Below are 12,136 nucleotides of genomic sequence, written 5' to 3'. Positions count from 1 at the left end.
GTCAGCCCTCCCTCTTTCGGGGCAAAGCGGTGATCCGGAGATCCGGACCGACCTGCGTAACGTCGACGAGCTCCAGATCGATGGCCTCAGCGATGGTCGTCACTCCCGCGTCGACAAGCGCGGCGGGACCGGCGCCGAGCAACCGCGGCGCGACGTACCCGACGATCTTGTCCACCAGGCCGGCGGCCAGGAAGGCGCCGGCCAGCCGCGGCCCGCCCTCCAGCAGCACCGCGCGGACGCCGCGCTGGTGCAGCGCCGCGAGCAGCGCCGGCAGGTCGACCCGGCCGTCCGGGCCCGCGCCGACCTCGGCGGCGGTCGCGATCCACGTCCGCGCGGCGCCGTCGCGGACCCGGGCGTCCACCGGGGTACGCCCCGAGCTGTCCACCACGACCCGCAGCGGCTGCCGGATGGCCAGGCTGCCGTCGCGCAGGTTGCGGGCGGTCAGGCGCGGATCGTCGGCGAGCACGGTGCCCACCCCGGCGATGACCGCGTCGACAGTGCCGCGCAGCGCGTGCACGTCGATCCGGGCCGCCTCCGAGGTGATCCACATGCTGGTGCCGTCCTCGGCGGCGGAGCGCCCGTCCAGGGTGGCGGCGTACTTCCAGATGACGTACGGCCAGCCCCGGCGCATCGAGGTCAACCAGGCCACGTTGCCGGCCTCGGCCTCGTCGCCGCGTACCCCCAGATCGACCTGGACCCCGGCGGAGCGCAACGTGGCGGCGCCGCCGGTGGCCACCGGGTTGGGGTCGGGTACGGCGATGACCACCCGGGCCACGCCGGCCTGGACCAGCGCGGTGCTACAGGGGCCGGTGCGGCCCGTGTGGTCGCAGGGTTCCAGAGTGACGACCGCGGTGCCGCCCTTGGCGCGCCGGCCGGCCTGGGCCAGCGCGACGATCTCGGCGTGCGGTCCGCCCGCGTAGGCGTGGAAGCCCTCCCCCACGACCTGGCCGTCCGCGTCGAGCAGCACGCACCCGACCACGGGGTTGGGGCTGGTGGTGCCGAGCCCGCGCGCCGCCAGCTCGATCGCACGCCGCATCGCCTCGTCGACGGAGACGCTGGCCATCGCCCTGTCCTGCCCTCTCACTCGCCTCATCGCGCGGGCGGTCAGGGAGGCGGCATCGGACCGCGGGCAGGCGGCGGCGGATTCCGGGTACGGCGCAGCCGCCCCGGGAGGGCGGCACGGCACGCTGAGGCCAGCGGCCGGCTCGGACCCGTCCGTCCCGCGCGCTGTCTCCCATCCGGACTTTCTGGGCGCGGACGAGCCGCACCCAACCGTCGGCCCCGGATTTTCACCAGGTCCACCGGGCGGCAGAGCCGTCCGGGTCGCGGGCTGACCACGGTTGGACCGTGGATCACCGCCGGTTCGGAATTTCACCGAGTCCCGCCAGCGCGTGGTGGGTACTTCGCAGTCTTACACGCCGAACCCGGCGTGTCGTTACTCAGGCGAGCTACTTCACAGCGGGATCACGCCTCAGGTGACGCCGCGCCGCCGGTCCACCGCGACGTACGACCCCGGTTGGCTCTTGGCGACCGTCTTCATCTCCGAGGCCACCGCGATCGCCTCGAGCGGGTCGGTGAACCGCTTGCCGGCGTCGGACAGCGAGACGCCGATCGAGAGGGTGACCAGGGCGGCGCGGCGGATGTTGCCGCGCCGGTCCTTCAGCTCGACGAAGCCGCGCTCACGGTCGGTCGCGTCGTAGAGCGTGTCGGCGGACTTCTCGAAGTCGACCACCGCCCGGGAGGTGAGCGGGCGGACCTGGTCGGGCGCGCAGACGATCACGAAGTCGTCGCCGCCGACGTGGCCGAGGAAGGCCGGCGGCAGGCCCACCGCCACCACGGCCCGGTGCAGGCTGCGGGCCAGCGCGGAGATGAAGTCGTCGCCCCGGACGAAGCCGTACCGGTCGTTGACGCTCTTGAACCGGTCGATGTCGATGTAGCCGACCGCGTAGTCCACCCCCTGCCGGACCCGGTCGCTGATCTCCCGCCGGATGCGGCTGTTGCCGGGCAGTCCGGTGAGCGGGGAGACCTCCCGGAACTCCTTGTTGCGTCGCAGCGTCGAGGAGACCCGAGCCACCAGCTCGGCGGTGTCGAACGGTTTGACCAGGTAGTCGTCCGCGCCCGCGCTGAGTCCGTGGACCTTGTCCACGGTCATCCCCTTGGCCGTCAGCATGATCACCGGTAGGGCGGAGGTCATCGGGTCGGCGCGCAGCCGCCGGGTCAGCTCCAGCCCGTCGATCCGGGGCATCATGAGGTCGACCACCGCGAGGTCGGGCCGCTGGCGCTCGATGACCTCCAGGGCCTCCTGACCGTCGCTGGCGTGGATCACGTCGAAACCGTGCAACCGCAGGTTGAACTCGACGAACCGGGCGATGTCCTCGTCGTCGTCGACGACGAGGATGACGTCCTTGCGGTCGGCCTCGGGCTCCATCTCAGGCCTCGGGCGCCGCGCGTTCCGCCAGCGCCCGCAGGTGCCGTACCGCCTCCGCCGGGTCGGCGGCGCCGTAGACGGCGGTGCCGGCCACGAACGCGTCGGCGCCGGCCGCCGCCGCCTGCTCGATGGTGTCGGCGGCGATCCCGCCGTCCACCTCGATGCGCAGTTCCAGGTGCCCGGCGTTCACGTGCCGGCGGGCGGCGCGGACCTTGTCCAACAACTGCGGGATGAACCGCTGCCCGCCGAAGCCCGCCTTGATCGTCATGATCAACAGGGTGTCGAAGCTGGGCAGCAGGTCCAGGTACGGCTCGATCGGGGTGTCCCGGTCGATGGCCAGTCCCGCCTTCGCGCCGGCCGAGCGCAGGTCCTTGGCCAGCGCCACCGGGTCGTCGGACGCCTCGGCGTGGAACGTGACGTTGTACGCCCCGGCGTCGGCGTACCCGGGAGCCCACCGACGCGGGTCGTCGATCATCAGGTGCACGTCGAACGGCATCGTGGTGGCGGCCCGCAGGCTCTGCACCACGGGCAGCCCGATGGTCAGGTTGGGCACGAAGTGGTTGTCCATCACGTCCACGTGCAACCAGTCCGCGGCGTCCTCGACGGCACGGACCTCTTCGGCGAGGCGAGCGAAATCGGCGGCCAGGATGCTCGGCGCGACGATTGGCGGCGGTACGGTCACGGGGCCAGTGTACGAACGCGGCCACCCGCCGCCCGCAGCACCGCACCAACTCCGACACGCTGTGATCCAGCAGTGACCAGTAGTGCAGAATTAGCCGGTCCGGACGCTCGAATCCGGACGAACAGACATCAGTGGCTGGCCGATCGACCCAAACGCGACGACACTCCAAGCGGGACGGTGCCGTAGGCTGCACGCCCGCCGGGGTCGCGCCGCGGGGCGCGGCGACCGGTCGCCAGCTCCCGGGAGGGCGGACGATGCGACGGTGGCTTGCAGCGCTGGCGCTGGTCGGCGTCACGACGATGCTGCTGTCCGGCTGCGCGCCGGCACGAGGCGCGGACGGTGATCTCACCGACGACTGGCCGGAACTGCGGGTGCCCCGACCGTTCACCCCGGCCACCGACACCTGCCTGCCTCGGATCACCGCGGTCGTGCAGGCCAGCACGTACGAGACCGTGGACTGCGCCCGCAGCCACCTCGCCGAGGCGATCCACGTCGGCACGTTCACCGGGCCGGCCGCGCGGGCCGGCGCCCGGCCGGGCCCGGGTTCGACCGCGCTGCGCGCGGCCCGCGCCGAGTGCGACCAGCGGGCCCGGGACGTGCTCGGCGGCGACTGGCACACGGCCCGGCTCACCCTGACGCTCTCGCTGCCCTCGGCGCCGGCGTGGACCGGGGGCGCGCGCTGGTTCCGCTGCGACCTCAGCGAGACCGACAGCATCGACAACACCCGCCCCGTGAACCGCGTCGGCAGCCTTCGTGGCGCGCTGATCGGCGACAGTCCGCTGACCCACCGCTGTTTCGATCCCAAGCTGATCGGCGACAACCTCAACTACATGGCCCCGGTGCTCTGCACCGAGCCGCACCGCGCCGAGTTCGTCGGCGTCTACGAGGAGAAGGACATGAGCTGGGCGGCCTTCGCCCGCGCGGGCGAGCAGGCGCACCGGCGCTGCATGGCGCTGATCGCCACGTACGTGGCCGTACCCAACAACGACGAACTGCCGTACCGGGCCGGGTCCATCTACTACCCACCGTCGCAACGGGAGTGGGAGGAGGGCGACCGCGGGGTGCGCTGTTTCCTGTGGAGCGACGACCGCAAACTCACCCGATCGATGCGCGGCGCCGGCCCCGAGGGACTACCGGCGATCTGAGCTACGGTGCCGTATGCTGCTGCGCCGTGGCGTTACCGGCCGGCTGGAGGTCGACCGGAGGTCACCGGCGGCGGGAGGTCGAAGATGCGACGGTGGTTGACGGCGGTTGCCGGGGGCGCGGCAATCGCCCTGGCCCTCACCGGCTGCGGCGCGCCCGCCGGCGTGGACCGGAACCTCACCGACGACTGGCCGGCGCCCGTGGCGGCACAGCAGTTCGTCCCCGAAGCGGGTGTCTGCCACCACTCCTCCCAGCAGGTCGGCTTCCTGAGCGGCTACAACCCCATGGAGTGCAGCGAGGCGCACCGGGTGGAGACCATCCACGTCGGCACGCTCACCGGTCCCGGCGCCCAGCGCGGCACCACGCCGCCCCCCGGCTCCGAGGGCATGCGCGCCGCGCAGGCCGGCTGCGAGAAGGAGGTCACCAAGGCGGTCGGCGGCGACTGGCGTTCCGGACGCCTCGGGCTGACCGTCGTGCTGCCGTCGGCGCCCGCCTGGGCCGGCGGCGCCCGCTGGTACCGCTGCGACGTCACCGAGATCGCCAGCATCGACGACACCGCCGTCGACCTGCGCACCGGCAGTCTGCGGGGCGCGCTGACCGGCGCGGCCCCGCTGGCCTACCGCTGCTTCAACCCGAAGCTGGTCAAGGACGACATCGAGGCGATGGTGCCGGTGTCCTGCACGGCCAAGCACCACGCCGAGTTCGTCGGCATCTGGCAGGCCCCGGACATCAGCTACGCGGAGTTCAACCGCACCACCAAGCGCACCCACCGGGCCTGCCAGTCGGCCACCGCCAAGTACGCCAAGGTGCCGGACGACTCCAAGCTCGACTTCCGCGCCGGGACGATCTACTACCAGCCGTACGAGCAGGAGTGGAAGAACGGCAACCGCGGAGTGCAGTGCTTTCTCTGGATCAGCGACCGGAACCTGACGCGCTCGATGCGCAACGCCGGCACCAAGGGCCTCCCGGTCACCTGACCCCGAACACGGACACCGCGCCTGGCCGAGGTCGGCCGGGCGCGGTGTCGTCTTCGGCCGCTGTCAGCCCTTGCGCAGGACGGCGAGGAACATCGCGTCGGTGCCGTGCCGGTGCGGCCACAGCTGCACGGTCGGGCCGTCACCCAGGCCGGGCATGCCGGCCGGCAGCAACGGTCGGGCGTCGACGAAGTCCACCGCCACACCGCTGCGGCGGGCCGCCTCGGTGACCGTCACGTGCGTCTCCACGGTGTGCGGCGAGCAGGTCACGTAGGCGACCAGACCGCCCGGCCGGACCGCCCGCAGCGCGGCGCCGAGCAGCTCGCGTTGCAGCCGGGTCAGCGGCGGCAGGTCCGACGGCTGCCGCCGCCAGCGCGATTCGGGACGCCGGCGCAGCGAGCCCAGCCCGGTGCACGGCGCGTCCACCAGCACCCGGTCGAAGTGCCCCTCCGGCAGCTTCGGGTCCGCGCCGACCTCACGGCCGTCCATGGCGAGCACGGTGACCGGCAGGCCTCGGGTCGCCTGGGACACCAGCCGGGCCCGGTGCTCGGCCACCTCCACGGCGGTCAGGCGGGCGCCGCGCTGCGCGGCCAGCGCGCCGAGCAGCCCGGCCTTGCCGCCGGGACCGGCGCACAGGTCCAGCCAACGCCCGTCCGGGCCGTCCAGCGGCGCGTCGGCGAGCGCGGCGGCCACCAGTTGGGAGCCCTCGTCCTGGACGTGGGCGCGGCCGTCGGCCACCGCCGGCACGTCGCCGGGCGCGCCGCCAGGCAGATAGACGGCGTACGGGGAGAAGGCGCCGGGCGCCCCGCCGACCGCGTCGGCCAGCTCGACCGGGTCGATCAACCCGGGCCGGGCGCACAGGTGCACCGGGGGACGCTCGTTGTCCTCGATGAGGAGCCGGGCGGTCTCGCCCAGGTCACCGCCGAGCGCCTCGGAGAAGGCCCGCACGATCCACTGCGGGTGGCTGTAGGCCAGCGCCAGGTGCCCGACCGGGTCGGTCTCCAGCGGCGGCGCGAGTTTGGCCACCCACGCGTCGATGTCACGGGTCGACACCTCGCGCAGCACCGCGTTGGCTAACCCGGCGGCGCCCGGCGCGACCGAGCGGACCAGGTCCACGGTCGACGACACGGCCGCGTGCGGGGGCACCCGCGTGTGCAGGAGCTGGTACGCCCCGATCCGCAGCGCGTCGCGTGCCGGCGGGTCGATCCGGGCCACGTCCCGGCCGGCCGCGTCGCTGAGGATCGCGTCCAGCGTGCCCAGGTGACGCAGCGTGCCGTAGGTCAGCTCGGTGGCGAAGGCGGCGTCGCGGCCGTACAACCCCTCCTCGCGCAGGATGGTGGGCAGCACCAGGTTGGCGAAGGCGTCGTCGCGGTGCACGGCGGCCACCGCCTCGTACGCCGCGCGTCGCGGCCGGTCCAGCGGCGGCCGCGACGGCCGGCGGTCGCCACCACGGCCGGTCGACGGACCGCCCCGGTACGGACGCGTCCCCTCCGGGGCCGTCACGCGAGACCCTCGCCGGCGCTGACGCGGACGCCGCGCGCCCAGTCGGTGGCCGCCATGGCCCGCTTGCCCGCGGCGCGGACCTCGCCCAGGCGCACCGGCGCGGTGGCCGTACCGGCCAGCACCCGGGTCTTCTCCACCAGCAACTCCCCCGGTTTCAGGTCCGGGCCGTCGGCCACCGGAACGACCGGACCGAGCTTCACCCGCTCGTCCCGGAAGGTCGTCCACGCGCCGGGCGCCGGAGTGCAGGCGCGGATGCGCCGGTCCACGGCGAAGGCCGGGTCGGCCCAGCGGACCCGGGCGTCCTCCACGGTCAGCTTGGGTGCCAGGGACACCCCGTCGGCCGGCTGCGGCTCGGCGCGGGCGGTGCCGTCGGCGATCGCGTCGAGCACGGCCACGAGCAGCCCCGCGCCGCTGTCGGCGAGGCGTTCCAGCAGGTCGCCGGAGGTGTCACCGGGACGGATCTCGTCGGTCAGGGTGCCGTAGACGGGGCCGGTGTCCAGGCCCTGCTCCAGCTGGAAGACGCTGGCCCCGGTCAGCTCGTCGCCGTGCAGCACCGCGTGCTGCACGGGCGCTGCACCCCGCCAGGCCGGAAGCAGCGAGAAATGCAGGTTGATCCAGCCGTGACGGGGGATCTCCAGCGCGGACGGCGGCACCAGCGCGCCGTAGGCCACCACCGGCACGCAGTCCGGCGACAGCGCGCGCAGCCGGTCGAGGAACTCCGGGTCGCGGGGGCGGGCCGGCGTGAGCACCTCCACGCCGTGCTCGTCGGCCCACGCGCCGACCGGCGAGCGGGACAGGCCCCTGCCCCGTCCGGCGGGCGCGTCGGGCCGGGTGATGACGGCGACCAGCTCGTGTCGGGACGCCGCGACGGCGGCCAGGGCGGGTACGGCCACCGCCGGCGTGCCGGCGAAGATCACGCGCATCCGGGTCACCGACCCAGACCGAAGGGGCTGCCACCGGCGTGCGGGTTGACCTTGACGACCGGCGGCGCGGCCGGGTCGTACCACTCGGCCTGGCGGATCGCCTTCATGGCCTCCTTGCGACCGGCGGAGTCCAGCCGGTCGAGGAAGAGCACGCCGTCGAGGTGGTCGGTCTCGTGCTGCACGCAGCGGGCCATCAGCCCGGTGCCGACGATCTGCAGCGGGTCGCCGTAGCCGTTGAAGCCCTTGGCGATGACGTTCTGCCGACGCTTGGTGTCGAAGTACAGCCCGGGAATGGACAGGCAGCCCTCCGGGCCGTCCTGCTCCTCCTCGTCGGGGAACTCCAACACCGGGTTGACCAGGTGCCCGAGCACGTCGTCGACGTCGAAGGTGAACACCCGCAGGCTCACGCCGAGTTGCGGCGCGGCCAGGCCGGCGCCGTTCTGCCCCCGCATCGTGTCGGTGAGGTCGGCGATGAGCCTACGCAGCTCGACATCGAAGTCGACCACCGGATCGGCCGGCGTGCGCAGCACCGGATCCCCAAACAGACGGATGGGCTGGACGGTCACGCGGGACGGCTCCTTCGTCGGACGGGCGGGCGGTGCCGTACCAGTCTACGGAGTGCCCGGCGGTACGCCGGCCGGCGTACCTCGATCGGCCACGGCCGGTGTGCCCAGCGTCACCAGCAGGCTCTCGTAGCCGCGCAGGGTCAGCCGGGTCCGGTGCCGGGGCGGCCCGGCCAGGGCCAGCTCGGGCAGCCGGCGCAGCAGCAGCGGGAACGCCAGCTGCGCCTCCAGTCGGGCAAGGCCGGCGCCGAGGCAGTAGTGCGGACCGGCGCCGAAGGACAGTGGGTGCGCCTGCTCACGGGTGGGATCGAAACGCTCCGGGTCGGTGAAGCGGCGGGGGTCGCGGTTGGCCGCGCCGAGCAGCAGCAGCGCCGTGCTGCCGGCCGGCAGGTCGAGCCCGCCGCAGCGCACCGGCGCCGTGCTGGTCCGGGTGGTCAGCTGCACCGGGGAGTCGTAGCGCAACAGCTCCTCGACGTACGCCGGGACGAACCCGGGGTCGGCGCGCAGCGCGGCGGCGGCCTCGGGGTGGCGCAGCAGCACGACCAGGCCGTTGCCGAGCAGATTGGTGGTGGTCTCGAAGCCGGCCACCAGCAGCACCACCAGGTTGGCCAGCAGTTCGTCGCCGGTGAGCCGCTCGCCGTCGGCGTCGTGGACCTGGACCAGCGCGGTGGTCAGATCGTCGGCCGGTTCCCGGCGGCGGGCGACGATCAGCTCGACGAAGTAGTCGCGCAGCTCGGCGGCGCCCGCGTCGGCGACGGCCAGCTCCTCGATGGTGATCTCCGGCTCCAGCACGCCGGTCAGGTCGCCGGCCCACCGGCGGAACAGCGGCCGGTCCTGCGCCGGCACGCCGAGCAGCGCGCAGATCACCCCGACCGGGAGCGGGTACGCGAAGTCGGCCAGCACGTCGACCGGCCGGCCGGCCTCGGCGCGCTCGATCATCGCGTCGAGCAACTCCTCGGCCTGTGCCCGCACCACGTCACGCATCCCGGCGATCCGGCGCGGACTGAACGCCCCGGCGGCGAGCCGACGCATCCGGCTGTGGTCGGGCGGGTTGGTCCGCAGCATGGACCGGGCGATCGACTTCATCGCCGGGCTCTGCCGCCAGTTCGGCCACACCTGGTCGCGCAGCGCGTCGTCGAGCACCCCGAGCCGGGGGTCGCGCAGCAGCTCGTCGACCTCCGGGTAGCCGGTCACCACGTACAGGCCGGGCAACGCCTCGACCACCGGGCCGTGCGAGCGCAGCCGCTCGTACGTCGGGTACGGATCGACGCGTCCCTGCGGCGACATGAGCAGTGTGAGCGCCTCGGCAGCCTCCATGGCCGGCCTCCCCGTCGATGCGTCCAAGGCTCCATCATCCCGGTGCCGCCGCCGGGAGGCATCCCCTGCCCGGCGCCCGTCAGCCCTGGGCGGTCGCCGCCGTGGCCAGCAGGGCGCGAACCCGCTCGGCGTCGGGATGGCCGAGGTCGTCGAGGATGCGCACCGCACGCCCCCAGGTGCGCACCGCGCCGACGGTGTCCCCCGACGCCTGCCGGCTCTCGCCGAGCCGGGAGAGCGTGTCCGCCTCGTCGTAACGGTCGCTGATCCGCCGGTAGAGCCGTAGCGCGCGCCCGTAACAGCGGATCGCCTCGGCGTGGTCACCCAGGCGGGCGTGGATGAAGCCGAGGCTGTCCCAGGTGTTCGCCTCACCGTGCCGGTCACCGGTACGGCGCAGCAACGTCAGCGCCTGCCCGCAGTGCGTGAGCGCCGGGGCGTACTCCCCCAGCTGGGCGTGCGCCCAGCCCACCGCGTTGCGGGCGCTCGCCTCCCCGGCGAGATGGCCGGCGTCGCGGTACAGCGCCAGCGCCCGCTGCCCGTGCTCCAGCGCCTCGGCGTGCCGGCCGAGGCCGTCGAGCATCGCCCCGAACGCCCGGTGGGTACGCGCCTGCCCGGTGTGGTCACCCAACGCCCCGAAGATCGCCAGCGCCTGCCGGTAGTTGGTCGCCGCCTCGTCCACCCGGCCCAGCCGGGACAGCACCCGGGCGAGGTCCCGGTGGGCGTTCGCCTGCCCGAGTCGGTCGCCCGCCCGGCGGGCCCCGGCCAGGGCGGTCCGCTGGGCGACGGCGAGGTCCGGCCAGCGCCCCCGGCGTTGCAGGAAGTCCACCAGCGTCCACGCCAACTGCCAGGCGTGGCCGTCGAACCCGACGTGCCGGGCGTGCGCGACCGCCGCCAGGAGCACCGGGTACTCGGTGGTGAACCAGGCGAGCGCCTGCGCGTGGTCGGTGATCTCCTCGGGCAGCGCACCGGGCGCGGCCGGGGGCAGGGTGACCGGATCGCGGCCCGGTTGCAGCAGCAACGCGGCGGCGTGGGCGGTGTGCAGGTAGTGGTCCAGTCCCCGCCGGATCGCGGCCCGCCGGGCCGGCTCCGGCTCGAACCGTTCGGCCTGCTGCGCGGCGTACGCCCGGAGCAGATCGTGCGCGCCGAACCGCCCGGGCGCGTGCTCGGTGACGAGGTGGGCGTGGGCCAGCTCCGCCAGCAGTCGGGGCGCCTGCTCCCGGGGCAGCCCGGCGAGGCTGGCCGCCGCCGGCACGCCGATGTCCGGGCCCGGGTGGCAGCCGAACAGCCGGAACAGCCGTGCGGCCGGGGGCGTGAGGCTCTGGTAGGACCAGGAGAAGACGGCCTGGACGTCGGTGCCGGCATCGCCGGCGTCGAACGATTCCAGCGGGCGGGGCGCCCTGCTCAGCTCGGCGGCGAGGCTGGCCAGGGGGAACCCGGGATTCGCCGCGCCCCGCGCGGCGAGCACCGCCAGCGCCAGCGGCAACCGCGCGCACCGCTCGATGATCTCGTCCACGGCCCGCGGTTCCAGGGTCAGCCGGTCCGCGCCGAGCCGGCGGGCCAGCAGCTGCCACGCCTCGGCGGCGCTGAGCAGCTCCACCCCCACCGGCCGGGCACCCTCGGCGGCGATCAGGCCGGCCAGGCGGTTGCGGCTGGTGACCAGGACCAGGCAGGTCGGGCTGCCGGCCAGCAGCGGCCGGACCTGCTCGGCGTCGCGGGCGTTGTCCAGCAGGACCAGCATCCGACGGCCGGCGAGCAAACTGCGGTACAGACCCACCTGCGCGCTCAGGTGGGTGGGGATTCGTTCGGGCGGCACCTCGAGGGCCTCAAGGAAGCCGCGGATCGCCTCGACCGCCGTCACCACGGTTCCGGTGGAGTCGAATCCCCGCAGGTCGACGTAGAGCTGACCGTCCGGGAAGCGATCGGCGACCCGATGCGCCCAGTGCACCGCCAGGGTGGTCTTGCCGACCCCGGCCGTACCGGACAACGTCACCACCCGGGCGGGCGCCATGCCGCCGTCGTCGGAGGCGTCCGGGCCGGCACAGGCGGCGTCGAGCTGAGCGATCTGTTCGGTACGTCCGACGAATCCGGGCAGCGCCGGAGGCAGTTGGCGCGGTACGGGGAGGCGGTTCGACGTCGTGGCGACCCGCTTGCCGCCGCGGGAGCGCACCGCTTGGTCGTCCAACCGCACGTCGGTCACGTGGTTACCCGTCGGGCGTCGACGTCGCTCCTCGATCCGGTCCCGCGCGGTGGCCAGCACGCCCTGCTCGGTGGGGCTCGCGCCGAGCAACCGGATGAGCGCGTCGAACCGCTCCGGCGGGGGCAGCACGTTGCCCGCAAAGTACTCCCCGATGATGCCGCGTGACCAGCCGGTCTTCGCCGCCAACTGGCGGTATGTCAGCTGGGTCTCGCCCTGCTGCCGTGCTTCGCGGCGGCGCAGTTGGCGGAGCAGACCAGCCAGCTCCTGCAGGGTCTGCGCCGCGACGGCACGGCGCGCCACCTCGCACGCCTCGGGCGACTCCTGCGACCTCGAACGAACGTCAGGAGGAACCCACTGGTCGGACATGCGGCCCCCACCCCCTCGCGGTCACCCGGCCGCCCCGGATGCC

10 protein-coding genes and 1 riboswitch are annotated in these 12,136 nt (G+C 74.1%); of the genes, 2 read left to right on the top strand and 8 right to left on the bottom strand.

Annotation, left to right across the window (positions count from 1 at the left end; translation table 11 throughout):
* Position 1 precedes the first annotated feature (1 nt).
* The 3 genes from ribD to rpe all read right to left on the bottom strand — a co-directional run bounded on the left by ribD (position 2) and on the right by rpe (position 3,110).
* Positions 2-1,063, bottom strand: a complete 1,062-nt coding sequence (gene ribD / locus ACQPZK_RS11610; protein WP_433538291.1) for a bifunctional diaminohydroxyphosphoribosylaminopyrimidine deaminase/5-amino-6-(5-phosphoribosylamino)uracil reductase RibD — start codon at positions 1,061-1,063, stop codon at positions 2-4.
* A 159-nt stretch (positions 1,064-1,222) separates the two neighbouring features.
* Positions 1,223-1,393, bottom strand: a riboswitch (FMN riboswitch).
* Between the two features lie 78 nt (positions 1,394-1,471).
* Positions 1,472-2,428 carry a GGDEF domain-containing response regulator gene (locus ACQPZK_RS11605; protein WP_433538290.1) on the bottom strand — a complete coding sequence of 319 codons (957 nt, stop codon included), beginning with the start codon at positions 2,426-2,428 and terminating at the stop codon, positions 1,472-1,474.
* 1 nt (position 2,429) lies between these two features.
* The gene (gene rpe / locus ACQPZK_RS11600; RefSeq protein ID WP_433538289.1) at positions 2,430-3,110 is read right to left on the bottom strand and encodes a ribulose-phosphate 3-epimerase; all 681 of its coding nucleotides are present in this window, start codon (positions 3,108-3,110) and stop codon (positions 2,430-2,432) included.
* A 254-nt stretch (positions 3,111-3,364) separates the two neighbouring features.
* On the opposite strand from rpe, the gene ACQPZK_RS11595 reads away from it, so the two are divergent.
* Positions 3,365-4,255: a septum formation family protein gene (locus ACQPZK_RS11595; RefSeq protein WP_433538288.1), complete on the top strand. Its 891-nt coding sequence runs from the start codon at positions 3,365-3,367 to the stop codon at positions 4,253-4,255.
* 84 nt (positions 4,256-4,339) lie between these two features.
* On the top strand, positions 4,340-5,230 hold the full coding sequence (locus ACQPZK_RS11590; RefSeq protein WP_433538287.1) for a septum formation family protein: 891 nt from the start codon (positions 4,340-4,342) through the stop codon (positions 5,228-5,230).
* 63 nt (positions 5,231-5,293) lie between these two features.
* Here the strand turns inward: ACQPZK_RS11590 and ACQPZK_RS11585 are convergent, their stop codons facing one another.
* The 5 genes from ACQPZK_RS11585 to ACQPZK_RS11565 all read right to left on the bottom strand — a co-directional run bounded on the left by ACQPZK_RS11585 (position 5,294) and on the right by ACQPZK_RS11565 (position 12,027).
* Complete coding sequence (locus ACQPZK_RS11585) at positions 5,294-6,772, bottom strand: RsmB/NOP family class I SAM-dependent RNA methyltransferase (RefSeq protein WP_433539183.1); 1,479 nt, start codon at positions 6,770-6,772, stop codon at positions 5,294-5,296.
* Positions 6,727-7,653, bottom strand: a complete 927-nt coding sequence (fmt, locus tag ACQPZK_RS11580) for a methionyl-tRNA formyltransferase (protein WP_433538286.1) — start codon at positions 7,651-7,653, stop codon at positions 6,727-6,729. Before fmt ends, ACQPZK_RS11585 begins: the two co-directional genes overlap by 46 nt.
* Positions 7,654-7,658: 5 nt before the next feature.
* Positions 7,659-8,219 carry a peptide deformylase gene (def, locus tag ACQPZK_RS11575; RefSeq protein WP_433538285.1) on the bottom strand — a complete coding sequence of 187 codons (561 nt, stop codon included), beginning with the start codon at positions 8,217-8,219 and terminating at the stop codon, positions 7,659-7,661.
* A gap of 45 nt (positions 8,220-8,264) precedes the next feature.
* Complete coding sequence (locus tag ACQPZK_RS11570) at positions 8,265-9,533, bottom strand: cytochrome P450 (protein ID WP_433538284.1); 1,269 nt, start codon at positions 9,531-9,533, stop codon at positions 8,265-8,267.
* A gap of 79 nt (positions 9,534-9,612) precedes the next feature.
* Positions 9,613-12,027: an ATP-binding protein gene (locus tag ACQPZK_RS11565; protein ID WP_433538283.1), complete on the bottom strand. Its 2,415-nt coding sequence runs from the start codon at positions 12,025-12,027 to the stop codon at positions 9,613-9,615.
* Positions 12,028-12,136: the final 109 nt, after the last annotated feature.

Origin of the sequence: Micromonospora sp. CA-249363, from assembly GCF_050950185.1 — a bacterium.
Lineage (GTDB): Bacteria > Actinomycetota > Actinomycetes > Mycobacteriales > Micromonosporaceae > Micromonospora.
The sequence above is the reverse complement of the archived record's forward strand: the minus strand, read 5'-3'. Positions and strand labels throughout refer to the sequence as shown.